The following is a 14,597-nucleotide window of genomic DNA, read 5'->3' on the forward strand; positions in this document are numbered from 1 at the left end:
AATGACCAGGAGAAAATCGCCATGACGCTGGCCTGTCGCATCCACGGGGCGCGCGACCTGCGCCTGGAACCGGACGAAGTCGCGCCGCTGGCGCCGCACGAGGTGGAATTGAGACTGGGGGCCGCGGGCATCTGCGGTTCCGACCTGCACTATTTCCTGCATGGCCGCGTGGGCGCCTTCGTCATCCGCGAGCCCCTCATTCCCGGCCACGAGGCCTCGGGCGTGGTGCTGCGCACCGGCGCGGCCGTGCGCTCGGTGGCGCCGGGCATGAAGGTTGCGATCAATCCCTCTCATCCCTGTGGCGGCTGCGATTACTGCCGCGCCGGCCGCGACAATCTTTGCCGCAATATGCGCTTTCTCGGCAGCGCCAGCCTCTATCCGCATGTGCAAGGCATGTTCCGCGAGCGTTTCGTGATGGGCGAGCGGCAGCTCACGCCGGTGCCGGAAGAGGATGTCTCGCTGGGCGAGATCGCCTGTGCCGAGCCGCTGTCCATCGGCCTGCACGGCGTCAACCGGGCTGGGCCGATGATGGGCAAGCATGTCCTGGTGACGGGGGGCGGCACCATAGGCTGCATGACCGTGTTGGCAGCCAGACTGGCGGGCGCGGCGCGCGTGACGGTGTTGGACGTGGCCGACCGGCCGCTGGACATGGCGCGTCAGGTCGGCGCCGATGAGGCCATGCGCAGCGACCTGCTCGCGCCCACCGATCTGGCCGATATCGCCGACATCAGCATCGAGGCCGCCGGCAGCCCGGCGGCGCTGGCGACCTGCCTGACGGCGACGCGGCGCGGCGGCCGCATCGTGCAAGTGGGAACGCTGCCGGCCGAGGGCATCGCATTCCCGGCCAACAACATCATGGCGCGGGAGCTCGACTATGTCGGCGCGTTCCGCGCGGGCGTGGAGTTCGATTGGGCGGTCTCTTACCTGCGTACGCGCAAGGTGGACGTGCGGCCCCTGATGAGCGCGCAGTTGCCGTTGTCGCAGGCATTCGAGGCCTTCGAACTGGCGGCGGATCGCAGTCGCAGTACCAAGGTGCAACTTGTAGTTGAAGCATGAACCGCTGGCGGCCCACCATGGGCCGCCACGCCGGGCATTCAAAAAACAACGAGGAGACGACATGAACCTAGGCAACGCCGTCAAGGCGCTGGTTGCCGCCCTGGCGCTCGCCGCCAGCGGCAGCGTGCTGGCGCAGACCAAGCTCAAGTGGGCCCACGTGTACGAGACATCCGAACCCTTCCATACCGCTTCCGTCTGGGCGGCGCAGGAAATCGGCAAACGCACCAACGGCCGCTACCAGATCGACGTGTACCCGGCCTCGCAGCTGGGCAAGGAAAACGACATCAACCAGGGCCTGACCCTGGGTACGGTGGACATCATCATCTCGGGCTCCAGCTTCGCTGCCAAGAGCTTTCCCCGCATCGGCGTTACTTACTACCCCTATACCTTCCGCAATCCCGAGCACCTGATCGCCTACACCAAGAGCGACATCTACAAAGAACTCACGCGCGGCTACGACGAGAAGAGCGGCAACCACATCGTCGCCACCACCTATTACGGCACGCGCCAGACCACCTCCAACCGCGCCTTCACCAAGTGCTCCGAAATGAAAGGCCTGAAGATCCGCGTGCCCGACGTGGCCGCCTATCTGGCCATGCCGCGCGCCTGCGGCGCCAACACCGCGCCGATCGCCTTCGCCGAGGTCTATCTGGCCTTGCAGAACGGCACCGTGGAAGCGCAGGAGAATCCGCTCACCACCATCGAGGCCAAGAAGTTCTACGAAGTGCAGAAGAACATCATCCTCACGGGCCACATCGTCGATCACTTGAATACGGTCATCTCGGGCAAGCTGTGGAAGAGCCTGTCCGACGAGGACAAGAAAATCTTCTCCGAAGTCGCGCAGCAGGCGGCGGAAAAGGCGTCCGCCGAGGTCGCCGAAAGCGAGAAGAAGATGGTCGAGGTGTTCCGCAAGCGCGGCCTGAACGTGGCGGAAGTGAGCGTCGCGGATTTCCGCGACACCGTGCTGGAGAAGGTGCCGTTCAAGCAGTACGGCTACGAAAAATCGGATTGGGAACGGATCCAGGCCGTGAAGTAAGCGCGTCCGGGGCCGCCCGCGCGGCCCCGTCCTGACCCGTCCGATTCCGTACAAGGGGAACGCCATGCATTCCGATGCCAAGGCCGCCGTCATGGCGGCCGCCAGCAACAACCCTGTCCATCCCGCCGGGCACCAGCCGCCCGCCACGGCGGAGGAGATCGTCCACAGTTTCGAGGAAGCCGACCAGCACGAGGTCAGCCTGGCTGGGTACCAGCCCGAGGACTGGATCTGCCTGGGCATCTTCTGGGTCATGGCCCTGCTGGTCTTCCTGCAGTTCTTTTCGCGCTATGTGCTGAACGATTCCTACGCCTGGACCGAGGAACTCGCCGTCTATTGCCTGATCGGCGTGGTGTTCATCGGTTCGGCCATGTGCGTGCGGACCTGCCGCCACATCCAGGTGGACTTCCTCTATCGCTATCTGCCGCGCCCCGCCGGCCGGGCGCTGGCCACCGTCATCGATCTGCTGCGCACGGCATTCTTCGGCTATGCAGTATGGCTCACCTACCGCTACATCGTCCTGGTGGGCGATGAGCCCATGACCACCCTGTTCTGGAACAAGGCCTATGTCTACTGGATGGCGCTGGGGGGATTCGTCCTGATGTTCCTGCGCTCGGTGCAGGTGTCGGCGCGCAACTGGCGCCAGGGCTACTCCATCCTGGAAAACCCCGCGGCCTACGAGTCGCAGGACTAGCCGGGGCAGCCCCGGACCCCGACAACGACAACCGGAAGCGAGACATGGGCATACTGATCGGAACCTTTCTGCTGTTGATGATCTTCGGCCTGCCGGTGGCGGTGGCCATGGCGGGCGCATCGCTGCTGTTCGTGCTGATTTCGGGCAGCGTGCCCGACGTGGTGGTGGCGCAGCGCATGATCGCGGGCGTGGAGTCCTTCCCGCTGCTGGCCGTGCCGTTCTTCATCCTGGCCGGCAACCTGATGAACATCGCCGGCATCACCGGCCGCATCTACAACTTCGCCGTGGCGCTGGTGGGCTGGATGCGCGGCGGGCTGGGGCAGGTGAACATCATCGGCTCGGTGGTGTTCGCCGGCATGTCCGGCACCGCCATTGCCGACGCCGCGGGCCTGGGCACCATCGAGATCAAGGCCATGAAGGACCACGGCTATGAGACCGAGTTCGCGGTGGGCGTGACGGCCGCCTCGGCCACGCTGGGGCCCATCATCCCGCCGTCGCTGCCTTTCGTGATTTACGGCATGATGGCCAACGTATCCATCGGTTCGCTGTTCCTGGCGGGCCTGATCCCTGGCGCGGTGCTGACCGTGCTGATGATGCTGACCGTGGCCTACTACGCGCGCCGCAACAACTGGGGCGGCGATGTGTCTTTCGACTGGAAGCGGCTGGGCGCAGCCGGGCTGGAGGTCGGCATCGTGCTGGCGTTCCCGCTGGCGATCTGGCTCATGACCGAGGCCGGCGTGTCGGCCAATCTGGCCGCGGGCATCGCCTTTGCGGTGTTGCTGGCACTGGACTGGCGCTACAACTTTTCGGCGGTGATGGCGCTGATGGCGCCCGTCATCCTGATCGGGGGCATGACGCTGGGCTGGTTCACGCCCACCGAGGCCGCCGTGGCCGCGGTGATATGGGCGTTGTTCCTGGGGCTGGTGCGCTATCGCTCGATGACCTTGCGGACCCTGGCCAAAGCCACTTTCGACACCATAGAGACCACTGCGTCGGTGCTGTTCATCGTCACCGCCGCCTCGGTGTTCGCCTGGCTGCTGACCACCACCCAGGCCGCCCAGGCGCTGACCGACGGCATTCTCAGCGTGACGCAGAACAAGTGGGTGTTCCTGCTGATGGCCAACGTACTGATCCTGATCGTGGGCTGCTTCATCGACACCATCGCCGCCATCACCATCCTGGTGCCGATCCTGCTGCCCATCGTGCTCAAGCTCGGCATCGACCCGATCCATTTCGGCCTGATCATGACGCTGAACCTGATGATAGGCCTGCTGCATCCGCCAATGGGCATGGTGCTGTTCGTGCTGGCGCGCGTTTCCAAGCTGTCGGTGGAACGGACCACGGTCGCCATCTTGCCCTGGCTGGTGCCGCTGTTCGCGGCGCTGATCGCCATTACCTACATCCCGCAGATCACACTCTGGCTGCCCACCGTCATGGGCATGGCCAAGTAAAGAGGAAATCGTCATGACCGGAAGACTGCAAGGCAAGACCGCCATCGTCACCGCCGCAGGCCAGGGCATAGGCCGCGCCGTGGCCGAGGCCTATGCCCGCGAAGGCGCCGACGTGCTGGCGTTGGACATCAACGGCGGGGCGCTCGAGACGCTGGCGGGGTGCCGGCGCAGGACGCTGGATGTGACCGATGCCGACGCCGTCGCCGCGCTGATTGCCGACGCGGGGCCGGTGGACGTGCTGTTCAACGGCGCCGGCTTCGTGCATGCCGGGACCATCCTGGACTGCGACGAACAAGCCTGGGACTTCTCGTTCGAGCTGAACGTGAAATCCATGTACCGCATGATCCGCGTCTGCCTGCCCGGCATGCTGGCGCGCGGCGGCGGCTCCATCGTCAACATGGCCTCGGTGGCGTCCAGCATCAAGGGCGCGCCCAACCGCTGCGTCTACGGCGCCACCAAGGCGGCGGTGATCGGGCTGACCAAGTCGGTGGCCGCGGACTACGTGGGGCAGGGGATACGCTGCAACGCCATCTGCCCGGGCACGGTGGAATCGCCTTCGCTGCGCCAGCGCATCGAAGCGCAGGCGAGCGCTGGCGGACAGACGCTGGCCGCCGTCGAGGCCGCCTTCGTCGCCCGTCAACCCATGGGCCGCATCGGCAGCGCCAGTGAAATCGCCTTGTTGGCGCTGTACCTTGCGAGCGACGAGTCCGCCTTCACCACGGGCACCGCCCAGGTCATCGACGGCGGCTGGTCGAACTGAACATCTACGACACACACGAGGAACATGCGATGAAATTGTTGCGTTATGGCGCGAAAGGCGCAGAGAAGCCCGGCATGCTGGACGCCAACGGGCAGTTGCGGGATCTGTCGGCCGTGCTGCCGGACATTGCCGCGGCCACGCTCACGCACGCCGGCCTGGCGCCGCTGCGCGCGCTGGATCCGGCCAGCCTGCCGCTGGTGGAGCGTCCGGGCCGCCTGGCGCCGCCTTGGATCGGCATGGGCAAGTTCATCTGCATTGGCCTGAACTACGCCGACCATGCGGCGGAATCAGGCCTGCCGGTGCCGGCCGAGCCGGTGATTTTCATGAAACCCACCTCGGCCGTGGTCGGCTGCAATGATCCGGTGGTGCTGCCGCAAGCCTCCGTCAAGACCGACTGGGAAGTCGAGCTGGGCGTGGTGATCGGCGAGCGCGCCCGCTACGTCAGCGAAGCCGACGCCATGAAGCACGTGGCCGGCTATTGCGTGGTGAACGACGTGTCCGAGCGCGAGTACCAGATCGAGCGCGGCGGCACCTGGGACAAGGGCAAGGGCTGCGACACCTTTGGCCCCGTCGGCCCGTGGCTGGTCACCGCCGACGAGATCGTCGAACCGCAGGCGCTGGACATGTGGTTGGAGGTCAACGGCAAGCGCTATCAGAACGGCAGCACCCGCACCATGGTATTTGGCGTGGCGCAACTGGTGTCCTATGTCAGCCGTTTCATGACCCTGTACCCAGGCGACCTGATCAGCACCGGCACGCCGCCAGGGGTGGGCATGGGCCAGAAGCCGGCGCCTGTGTACCTGAAGGCGGGCGACGAGATGCGGCTGTGCATTGCCGGCCTGGGCGAGCAGCGGCAGCGGGTCTATGCCTGGGATCCGTCGCTGATCGACGGTTAGCCGCAAGCGCGCCAGGAGCCTCTCATGTCAGAAACCGATAACGTGGTCATACGCATCCACCCGGCGGACAACGTGGTGATCGCCAGGCGCCAACTGGCCGGCGGCACGCGCCTGGCCGGCGAAAACGTCGTCGTGCGCGGGTTGGTGCCGCCCGGGCACAAGGTGGCGACGCGCGCCATCGCCGCCGGCGAGCCGGTGCGGCGCTACAACCAGGTCATAGGCGTGGCGCGCTGCGACATCCCGGCAGGCTCGCATGTCCATACCCAGAACCTGGAATTCTCGGATTTCGAGCGCGATTACGCCGTGGGGGCCGACGCGCGCGTCACCGAATACGTGGACGCGCCGGCGCAATTCGACGGCATCGTGCGGGCCGATGGCCGCGTCGCCACCCGCAACTACATTGGCATCCTCACCAGCGTGAACTGTTCCGCCACGGCCGCGCGCGCCATCGCCGATCATTTCCGCCGCGACATCCATCCGGACGCGCTGGCCGCATATCCCAACGTGGACGGGGTGGTGGCGCTGACGCATGGCGCGGGCTGCGCCACGGGCAGCGAGGGCGAGCCTTTGCGCCTCTTGCGCCGCACGCTGGGCGGCTACGCCCGCCATCCCAATTTCGCGGGCCTGCTGGTGCTGGGCCTGGGCTGCGAGACCAATCAGATCGGCGGCCTGATGGAGCAGGAAGGGCTGCGCGAGAGCGGCTTGCTGCATACCTTCAACATCCAGGAGACCGGCGGCACGCGCAAAACGGTGGAGCACGGCATCGAGCTGGTGGGGGCCATGTTGGCGCAGGCCGACCGGGTCCGCCGTCAGCCTGTGCCCGCCGGCAAGCTGACGGTGGGGCTGCAATGCGGCGGGTCCGACGGCTATTCGGGCATCAGCGCCAACCCGGCGCTGGGCGCCGCGGTGGACCTGCTGGTGCGCCACGGTGGCACCGCCATCCTGTCGGAGACGCCAGAGATCTACGGCGGTGAACATTTGCTCACCCGGCGCGCGGCCACGCCCGAGGTGGCGGCCAAGCTGCTGGCCCGGCTGCGCTGGTGGGAGGACTACTGCGCCCGCAACGACGCCGAAATGGACAACAACCCTTCGGCCGGCAACAAGGCTGGCGGGCTGACCACCATCCTGGAAAAGTCGCTGGGTGCCATCGCCAAGAGCGGCACGACCCGTCTGGCCGACGTGTATGAGTATGCCGAGACGGTGCGCGAACGCGGGCTGGTGTTCATGGATACGCCCGGCTACGACCCGGTTTCCGCGACCGGCCAGGTTGCCGGCGGCGCCAACCTGATCTGTTTCACCACCGGCCGCGGCTCGGCCTACGGCTGTGCGCCCGCGCCGTCCTTGAAGCTGTCGACCAATACGGCGCTGTGGCAGCGGCAGTCCGACGACATCGACATCAATTGCGGGGAAGTTGTTGACGGCGCGCAAAGCGTCGCCCAGATGGGCGAGCGCATATTCCGTCTGATGCTGGAAACGGCCTCGGGCCGGCGCACGCGCAGCGAGGAACACGGCTACGGCCAGAACGAGTTCGTGCCTTGGCAGCTGGGCGCGGTGATGTAGGCGCCCGGCATTGGCCAGGGGTTTCCAGCATTCCACAGGACCATCCATGAAGATTACCCAAGCGCGCGTCATCGTCTGCAGCCCCGGCCGCAACTTCGTTACCTTGAAGATCGAAACCGATGAAGGTCTGCACGGCATCGGCGATGCCACCCTGAATGGCCGCGAACTGGCCGTGGCGGCCTACCTGACCGAGCACGTGATTCCCTGCCTGATCGGCCGCGACCCGCAGCAGATCGAGGACATCTGGCAATACCTGTACCGCGGCGCGTACTGGCGGCGCGGCCCGGTCACCATGTCCGCCATTGCCGCGGTGGACACGGCGTTGTGGGACATCAAGGCCAAGGCCGCGGGCATGCCGCTGTACCAGCTGCTGGGCGGCAAGAGCCGCTCGGGCGTCATGGTCTACGGCCATGCCAATGGCCGCGACATCGACGAAACCGTGGACGAGGTGCTGCGCTATCGCGAGATGGGCTATCTGGCCATCCGCGCGCAAAGCGGGGTGCCGGGGCTGAACTCGGTCTACGGGGTGGGGCGCGGCCGCATGTTCTACGAACCCGCCGACGGCTCGCTGCCGTCCGAGCATGACTGGTCCACGGAAAAGTACCTGGACCATGCGCCGCGCCTGTTCCAGCGGGTGCGTGATGCGGTGGGCTGGGACACCCATCTGCTGCACGACGTGCATCACCGGCTCACGCCCATCGAGGCCGGCCGTCTGGGCAAGTCGCTGGAGCCCTACCGCCTGTTCTGGATGGAGGACGCCACGCCGGCGGAGAACCAGGAAGCCTTCCGGCTGATCCGCCAGCACACGGTCACGCCGATCGCGGTGGGCGAAGTCTTCAACACCATCTGGGATTGCAAGGACCTGATCGAAAACCAGCTGATCGACTATATCCGCGCCACGGTGGTGCATGCGGGCGGCATCACGCATCTGCGCCGCATCGCCGATCTGGCCGCGCTCTATCAGGTGCGTACCGGCTGCCACGGGGCCACCGACTTGTCGCCGGCCTGCATGGGGGCGGCGCTGCATTTCGACCTGTGGGTGCCGAATTTCGGCATCCAGGAGTACATGCGGCACACCGATGACACTGACGCAGTGTTTCCCCATGCTTACAGCTTCAACCAGGGCATGCTATACCCTGGCGACGCGCCGGGCCATGGCGTCGACATCGACGAAGAGCTCGCCGCCAAATATCCCTACCAACGCGCCTACCTGCCGGTCAACCGGCAGGCGCATGATGGCGCACTATGGCACTGGTAATCCATGCTCGAACGCTTGAACTCGGAGTCACTGTCGCATCTACCCGAGGATGTGGAATCCCCCGCGTATGACCGCAGCAGGGTCACGCCCGGCATCGTGCATCTGGGCATAGGCGCCTTCCACCGCGCCCATCAGGCGGCCGTGACCGATCTGGCCATGGCCGCCAGCGGCGACCTGAGCTGGGGCATCGTGGGCGTTTCGCTGCGTAGTCCGGCCACGCGCGATGCGCTGACGCCGCAAGACGGCCTGTACACCCTGGCGCTGCGCGACGCCGGTCCGGATGGGCAGACGCGGGAGCAGCTGCGGGTGGTCGGATCGGTGCTGCGCATCGTGGTGGCCGAGGAGGATCCCCAGGCGGTGCTGGAGCGCATCGCCTCCGCCCAGACCCGCATCGTCAGCCTGACGGTCACCGAGAAGGGCTACAGCCACGAACCGTCCACCGGCCACCTGTGCTGGGACGACCCGGACATCGCGCACGACCTGGAATATCCGGTCAGGCCGCGCAGCACCATAGGCATGCTGGTATACGGCCTGGCGCTACGGCGCGAGCGCGGCCTGCCGCCGGTCACGCTGCTGTCCTGCGACAACCTGCACGCCAACGGCGACACCTTGCGCAGCCTGGTGCTGGCCTTCGCGCTGCGGGTCGACGTCGGCCTGACCGCGTGGATCGACAACCAGTGCACGTTTCCAAATTCCATGGTGGACCGCATCGTGCCGGGCACGCAGGACGAAGACCGCGCGCGCGTGGCGGACCGCCTGGGCTTCGAGGACGCCTGGCCGGTGGTTGGGGAGCCGTTCCTGAACTGGGTCATCGAGGACAAGTTCGCGGCCGGCAGGCCCGCCTGGGACGCTGCGGGCGCGAGCTTCGTGCGCAACGCCGCGCCCTATGAACGCCTCAAGCTCCGGATGGTCAACGCGCCGCATTCCGCATTCGCCTACCTGGGTTCGATGCTGGGCCTGCGCACCAACAGCGAGGCCGCCGCGACGCCAGCGCTGCGCCGCTACGTTGACGACATGATGCGGCTGGAGCTTGGGCCCACGCTGCGCGGCATTCCCGAGTCGGGACTGGATGAATATCGCTCGCGCTTTCTTGCGCGCGTGGCCAATCCGGCGCTGCCGCACCGCACGCGTCAAGTCGCCATGGACGGCTCGCAGAAAGTGCCCCAGCGCCTGCTGGCCGCCATCCGCGACCGCATGCGTGAGGGAGACGATTTCAGCCGGCTGGCCATGGCCGTGGCCGCGTGGCTGCACTACCTGCGTGGCTACGACGAACAGGGCAACGCCTATTCCATCCAGGATCCGCTGGCCGGGGCGCTGGCCAAACTGCTGGCGCGCGCCGATGTGGCCGCCACGGCTTCGTCGCCGTCGCAGGCGGCCCATCGCCGGGCCACGGTGATGGCCGGATTCCGGCCGGTTTTCGGCGACCTGGGCAGGAAGCCCGCCTTCGTCGACGCGCTGGCCTTGCATCTGGAGCGACTGCGGACGCTGGGCGTGCTGGGCGCGCTGGAAGCCCTGGAGCGGGATGTGGCGCCGGCAGGCTCGGTCCAGCCCGCGCCGGCCGCATGACCGCAGGCGGCATGCCGCCTGCATCCACAAGGAGCGCAGCATGGCAGGGCAGGAAAGCGTGGACGCGGCGCTGTGGCGGCAATGGGGCGAGGCCTGCTTGCAGGCCCTGGATTTCTGCGATGCCGATGCCTCTTGCCTGGCGTCCAGCCTGGCGCAGACCAGCTTGTGGGGCATCGACTCGCACGGCATCGCCCGGCTGCCGCACTATCTGAACCGGATCGTCCACGGCTCGATCCTGGCGCGGCCGGCCATCCGTATCGAGCAGAGCGGTCCTGCCACCGCTCAGGCGCATGGTGGCAGGGGCCATGGCATCGTGGTGGCGCACCGCGCCAACGAGGCCGCGATGGCGCTGGCACGCGAGGCCGGCGTGGGCGCCGTCGGCGTCAGCGATTCTTCGCATTGCGGGGCCATCGGCTTGTACACGCGCGCGGCCGCCAGGGCAGGACTGATCGGCATCGCCTTCACGCATTCCGACGCCATTGCCGCGCCGTTCGGCGGCCGGCAACCGTATTTCGGCACGAATCCTGTGTCCTTTGCCTTTCCCAGGCAAGGCGGCGAACCGTTGTGCCTGGACATGGCGACGACTTCAATTCCGTGGAATCGCGTCGTGAACGCGCGCCGCGACGGCACGGAGCTGCCCGCAGGCGTGGCGCTGGATGCCGCGGGGCGAAACGTGACCGACGCTGCGCGCGTCCGCGCCTTGACGCCCTTGGGCGGCGAGTACGGCCACAAGGGCTACGGCCTGGCGATGATGATTGAATTGCTGTGCGGGCCGCTCAACGGCAATCCCCACGGACCGCACATTGGTCCCATGTACGAGCAACTGGGTCGTCCGCGCGAACTGGGGGCATTCTTCATCGCCATCGATCCCGCCCGCTTCGCAGGCGGCGCGGCGCTGGCCGCGGTGGCGGCGGGCATGGCGGCCGAACTGGCGGCGCAGCCCGGCTCGCCACGCATGCCGGGCGATCCCGAGTCGGCCTCGCAGGCGCAGCGTCAAGCCACCGGGATTCCGGTGCCGCCTGCGCTGAAGGCTGAAATGGCCGACTGGAGCGGCAGGCTGGGGGTGGCCTTGCCGCCGTTCGCGCCATTGCAATCTGAGGCGTGATCGCGGCCGTTCTCCCGGGCCGTTTGTGTCACCCGGCGCGCCGCTCCAGGCCGAAGAACTCCACCGTGTTGCGGCACAGGATCTTCTGCTGCACTTCCTGCTGCAGGCCAGCGTGGGTCACCAGCTTGCCCACTTCTTGCTCGCCCAGCGGATAGGGATAGTCCGAACCCAGCAGCACGCGGTCCTCGCCCATCACGTCGATCAGCAGGCGCAGCGCGCGCGGATCGAACACCGCGCTGTCGGTGTAGAAGCGGTCGGTATAGGAAGAGGGCAGTTGCGGACAGTCTTGGCGGATGATGTCGCGATGGCGCCAGGCATTGTCCACGCGGCCCAGCAGAAAGGCGAAGCTGCCGCCGCCGTGCGCGAAACAGAGCTTCAGGCTGCGCGGAATGCGTTCGAACGCGCCGGACAGGATCAGCGACAGAATGCCCAGCTGGGTTTCGGCGGGCATGGCGACCAGCCACGGCAGCATCCATTTCTTCATGCGGCCGTCGGTCATCATGTCCCAGGGGTGCACCAGCACCGGGATGTCGTTGTTGGCGCAGTGGATCAGGAACTGCACCAGGGTTTCGTCGTCCAGGTCGCGCGGGCCGACGTGGTTGCCGATCTGCACGCCCAGGTGGCCGGCGGCGCGGGCCCGAGACGCTTCCTTGCAGGCAAGGTCCAGATCCTGCAGCGGCACTTGCGCCAGCGCCTTCAGGCGCGCTGGCGCATGGGCGCAATGCTCCAACGCCAGATCGTTCATGCGGGCGGCCCAGTCGGCGGCGGCCTGTGCCGGGTAGGAATAGCCGAACATGATGGGCGTGGCGCACAGGATTTGCAGGTCCACGCCGTTGCGGTCCATCTGCTCCAGGCGCAGGGCCGGATCCCACAAGGTGGCGTCCACCGGGCGGAAGGGGCGCTCGCCCGCCATGATCTGGCCGCTGGAGCCATCGCCGTCCAGCCGCAGCCAGGGCGCGTTGACGGGGTCCAGCGCCGCCGCTTCCTGCCGGGTGATCGGCGGGAAGAAGTGCGCGTGCATGTCGATTTTCTGGGTCATGTGCAAATAGAAAAGAAGTCGATCGAGTGCCTGCCGGCTTATCGTCAGGCCAGACGGGGCGCTAGGCCGGAGCCGTCTGTGCGGCAGGCGCATGCCCCTTGCCCGGATGGATTTCGCCGCAACCGGGACAGGTGCGTTTCCCGGTGCTGGAATAGAAGGCCTGGAACAGCGGCGGCAGGTCCGTCACGATGCTCTTGAGCTGCACCTCCACGCGATGCACCAGGCTGCCGCATTGCGGGCAATACCATTCGAAGCCGTCCAGCAGGCCCTGCGGGCGCTGGCGTTCGATGACCAGGCAGGCGCTGTCGGTCTCGGGGCGTTGCGGCGAATGCCGCACGTGCGGCGGCAGCAGGAAGATGTCGCCTTCCTTCAGGTCCACGCGCTCCGGTTTGCCGTCCACCCACAGCGACAGCCAGGCGTTGCCGCGCAACTGGTAGAAGAACTCTTCCAGCGGATCGTCGTGGTAGTCGGTGCGATGGTTCGGGCCGCCGACCACGGTGACGATGAAGTCGGCGTCCTGCCAGATCTGCTGGTTGCCGACCGGCGGCTTGAGCAGGTGCGCGTGATCGTCTATCCAGCGCTGGAAATTCAGTGGCGGGCCATAGGCGGGCATGAGGATCTCCGGGAGTCAGGGGGCGGACCGGGGCTGCCCCATAGCCCGCAGTCTAGGCGGGACCTTGCGGGCCTGCACAATAGAAATTACGCCGCCGGATATGCTTGTTGTCTATGGCGGGATAACCCTGGGCCGATCTTCAGCCGCCGCTTTCGGCGCGTTGCGCCGCGATCTGCTTCAGATAGTCGACCAGGCGCAGGCAGGCCGGCGTCAGCGGGCGGTCCGCCCGCACCGAGTAGCCCACGTCGCCAAATGCGCCAAAGGCGTCGGTGGGCAATCGGGCCAGCATGCCCGTGGCCAGGAACGGCGCGGCCGCGTCGTAGGGCAGCAGCGCCAACGCGTCGCTGTGCATGAGCACGCCGATGTTGGTCAGGAGGGACAGCGATTCGACATGCCGGGCCGGCAGGCGCAGGCCGGCGTCCAGGAAGCTGCGCTCGATCGAGGCGCGCAGCGGCGAACTGGGGGCGGGCAGGATCCAGATATGGCCGGCCAATTCGGCCAGCGCCGCCGCCGGCGCACCGGCCAAGGGATGGGCAGCGCGCGCCACCAGGCACAGCTCCTCCCGGTACAGCTTGTAATGGTCCACCGCCACCCCGGAGATGGACGCCATGTCGGCGCCGGGCAGGCGGCCGACCACGATGTCCAGGTCGCCCGTGGCCAGCGCCGGCAGCAACTGGGAGGTCGGCCCTTCGCGCACGCTGACCTGGATGCCGGGGTGCGCGGTCATCAGGCGCGCAATGGCCTCGGGCAGCAGCTTGGCGGACGCGGCGATCAGTGTGCCCACCACCACGTGGCCGCTGGCGCCGCCCAGTACCGCGTCGATGTCGTCGGCCATGTAGCGGATCTCGGCCATCATGGCGTGGACCCGGCGGCCCAGCACCACGGCCAGTTCCGTCGGCGTGACGCCGCGGTTGGAGCGCTCGAACAGCGGGGCGCCGAAGAAGGTTTCCAGTTCGTGGATCGCCTTGGTGACGGTGGGCTGGGTCAGGTGCAGCTCGCTGGCGGCGCGCGACAGCGAACGGCATGCCAGCACGCGCTCGAAGATCTGCAGCTGGTGCAGCTTCAGCTTGCGGCTGAGCGCGTTGGGTGTGATGCGGAAGTCCGACATGCGCCGCTAGCGCGCCTGCGGCTTGTAGGCCACGGCCTTGATCTCGATCAGCAGCTGCGGATGCGGCAGTTGATGCACCGCGACGGTGGTGCGGGCCGGGCCGTCGGAGTCGAAGTATTCGCCGTACACCTGGTTGTAGCCACCGAAGTCGTTCATGTTGACCAGGAAGGTGCTGATCTCGACCACGTCGGTCAGCGTGGCGCCGGCCGTGGCCAGGATGTCGCGGATGTTCTCGATGACGGCGCGCGTCTGCACCCGGATATCCAGCGTGGCGGTACCCATCGCGTCGACCTCGGCGCCCGCGATGCGGTTGTCGGGCAGGCGCGAACTGGTGCCGGAGACATACAGGAAATCACCCGCGCGCTTGATGTGCGGATACTTGCCGCGCGGCGTGGCCTTGCCGGCGACGACGGTGGCGCTGGGCTGGTCGGGTTGACTTGTCCGGGACTGGTTCATCG

Annotated in this window: 14 protein-coding genes; 10 read left to right on the forward strand and 4 right to left on the reverse strand. The window is 67.2% G+C overall.

The window, feature by feature from the left end; translation table 11 throughout:
* Positions 1-21 precede the first annotated feature (21 nt).
* From IPU70_RS22845 to IPU70_RS22890, 10 genes are all read left to right on the forward strand, one after another.
* Positions 22-1,056 carry an L-idonate 5-dehydrogenase gene (locus IPU70_RS22845; RefSeq protein ID WP_207470577.1) on the forward strand — a complete coding sequence of 345 codons (1,035 nt, stop codon included), beginning with the start codon at positions 22-24 and terminating at the stop codon, positions 1,054-1,056.
* Positions 1,057-1,117: 61 nt separating this feature from the next.
* A complete protein-coding gene (locus tag IPU70_RS22850) occupies positions 1,118-2,092 on the forward strand; it encodes a sialic acid TRAP transporter substrate-binding protein SiaP (RefSeq protein WP_207470579.1) in 975 nt (324 codons plus the stop codon).
* A gap of 64 nt (positions 2,093-2,156) precedes the next feature.
* On the forward strand, positions 2,157-2,783 hold the full coding sequence (locus IPU70_RS22855) for a TRAP transporter small permease (RefSeq protein ID WP_207470581.1): 627 nt from the start codon (positions 2,157-2,159) through the stop codon (positions 2,781-2,783).
* 44 nt (positions 2,784-2,827) lie between these two features.
* Positions 2,828-4,234 carry a TRAP transporter large permease gene (locus IPU70_RS22860; RefSeq protein ID WP_207470582.1) on the forward strand — a complete coding sequence of 469 codons (1,407 nt, stop codon included), beginning with the start codon at positions 2,828-2,830 and terminating at the stop codon, positions 4,232-4,234.
* 13 nt (positions 4,235-4,247) lie between these two features.
* The gene (locus tag IPU70_RS22865) at positions 4,248-4,994 is read left to right on the forward strand and encodes an SDR family oxidoreductase (RefSeq protein WP_207470584.1); all 747 of its coding nucleotides are present in this window, start codon (positions 4,248-4,250) and stop codon (positions 4,992-4,994) included.
* Positions 4,995-5,023: 29 nt separating this feature from the next.
* A complete protein-coding gene (locus IPU70_RS22870) occupies positions 5,024-5,890 on the forward strand; it encodes a fumarylacetoacetate hydrolase family protein (protein WP_207470587.1) in 867 nt (288 codons plus the stop codon).
* Positions 5,891-5,914: 24 nt separating this feature from the next.
* Positions 5,915-7,450, forward strand: coding sequence for a UxaA family hydrolase (locus IPU70_RS22875; RefSeq protein ID WP_207470589.1), 1,536 nt, complete (start codon positions 5,915-5,917; stop codon positions 7,448-7,450).
* A 46-nt stretch (positions 7,451-7,496) separates the two neighbouring features.
* Positions 7,497-8,708 carry a D-mannonate dehydratase ManD gene (manD, locus tag IPU70_RS22880; RefSeq protein WP_207470591.1) on the forward strand — a complete coding sequence of 404 codons (1,212 nt, stop codon included), beginning with the start codon at positions 7,497-7,499 and terminating at the stop codon, positions 8,706-8,708.
* Between the two features lie 3 nt (positions 8,709-8,711).
* Complete coding sequence (locus IPU70_RS22885; protein WP_207470593.1) at positions 8,712-10,274, forward strand: mannitol dehydrogenase family protein; 1,563 nt, start codon at positions 8,712-8,714, stop codon at positions 10,272-10,274.
* Positions 10,275-10,314: 40 nt separating this feature from the next.
* Complete coding sequence (locus IPU70_RS22890; RefSeq protein WP_207470595.1) at positions 10,315-11,379, forward strand: Ldh family oxidoreductase; 1,065 nt, start codon at positions 10,315-10,317, stop codon at positions 11,377-11,379.
* Positions 11,380-11,407: 28 nt separating this feature from the next.
* On the opposite strand, the gene IPU70_RS22895 is transcribed toward IPU70_RS22890, so the two are convergent.
* The 4 genes from IPU70_RS22895 to IPU70_RS22910 all read right to left on the reverse strand — a co-directional run bounded on the left by IPU70_RS22895 (position 11,408) and on the right by IPU70_RS22910 (position 14,595).
* A complete protein-coding gene (locus IPU70_RS22895; protein ID WP_013396145.1) occupies positions 11,408-12,418 on the reverse strand; it encodes an amidohydrolase family protein in 1,011 nt (336 codons plus the stop codon).
* A gap of 61 nt (positions 12,419-12,479) precedes the next feature.
* Positions 12,480-13,031: a 3-hydroxyanthranilate 3,4-dioxygenase gene (locus tag IPU70_RS22900; protein WP_207470597.1), complete on the reverse strand. Its 552-nt coding sequence runs from the start codon at positions 13,029-13,031 to the stop codon at positions 12,480-12,482.
* Positions 13,032-13,170: 139 nt separating this feature from the next.
* The gene (locus IPU70_RS22905) at positions 13,171-14,139 is read right to left on the reverse strand and encodes a LysR substrate-binding domain-containing protein (protein WP_207470599.1); all 969 of its coding nucleotides are present in this window, start codon (positions 14,137-14,139) and stop codon (positions 13,171-13,173) included.
* Between the two features lie 6 nt (positions 14,140-14,145).
* Positions 14,146-14,595, reverse strand: a complete 450-nt coding sequence (locus IPU70_RS22910; protein ID WP_207470601.1) for a RidA family protein — start codon at positions 14,593-14,595, stop codon at positions 14,146-14,148.
* Between the last annotated feature and the right edge of the window lie 2 nt (positions 14,596-14,597).

This window comes from Achromobacter sp. SD115 (assembly GCF_017355315.1).
GTDB lineage: Bacteria > Pseudomonadota > Gammaproteobacteria > Burkholderiales > Burkholderiaceae_B > Achromobacter > Achromobacter xylosoxidans_B.

Bases quoted from the DNA above. Each gene is read 5' to 3' on its own strand.
- IPU70_RS22905 (WP_207470599.1), bottom strand. From the start codon at position 14,139: ATGTCGGACTTCCGCATCACACCCAACGCGCTCAGCCGCAAGCTGAAG.
- manD (WP_207470591.1), top strand. From the start codon at position 7,497: ATGAAGATTACCCAAGCGCGCGTCATCGTCTGCAGCCCCGGCCGCAAC.
- IPU70_RS22850 (WP_207470579.1), top strand. From the start codon at position 1,118: ATGAACCTAGGCAACGCCGTCAAGGCGCTGGTTGCCGCCCTGGCGCTC.
- IPU70_RS22895 (WP_013396145.1), bottom strand. From the start codon at position 12,418: ATGACCCAGAAAATCGACATGCACGCGCACTTCTTCCCGCCGATCACC.
- IPU70_RS22890 (WP_207470595.1), top strand. From the start codon at position 10,315: ATGGCAGGGCAGGAAAGCGTGGACGCGGCGCTGTGGCGGCAATGGGGC.
- IPU70_RS22900 (WP_207470597.1), bottom strand. From the start codon at position 13,031: ATGCCCGCCTATGGCCCGCCACTGAATTTCCAGCGCTGGATAGACGAT.
- IPU70_RS22860 (WP_207470582.1), top strand. From the start codon at position 2,828: ATGGGCATACTGATCGGAACCTTTCTGCTGTTGATGATCTTCGGCCTG.
- IPU70_RS22910 (WP_207470601.1), bottom strand. From the start codon at position 14,595: ATGAACCAGTCCCGGACAAGTCAACCCGACCAGCCCAGCGCCACCGTC.
- IPU70_RS22870 (WP_207470587.1), top strand. From the start codon at position 5,024: ATGAAATTGTTGCGTTATGGCGCGAAAGGCGCAGAGAAGCCCGGCATG.
- IPU70_RS22865 (WP_207470584.1), top strand. From the start codon at position 4,248: ATGACCGGAAGACTGCAAGGCAAGACCGCCATCGTCACCGCCGCAGGC.
- IPU70_RS22885 (WP_207470593.1), top strand. From the start codon at position 8,712: ATGCTCGAACGCTTGAACTCGGAGTCACTGTCGCATCTACCCGAGGAT.
- IPU70_RS22845 (WP_207470577.1), top strand. From the start codon at position 22: ATGACGCTGGCCTGTCGCATCCACGGGGCGCGCGACCTGCGCCTGGAA.
- IPU70_RS22855 (WP_207470581.1), top strand. From the start codon at position 2,157: ATGCATTCCGATGCCAAGGCCGCCGTCATGGCGGCCGCCAGCAACAAC.
- IPU70_RS22875 (WP_207470589.1), top strand. From the start codon at position 5,915: ATGTCAGAAACCGATAACGTGGTCATACGCATCCACCCGGCGGACAAC.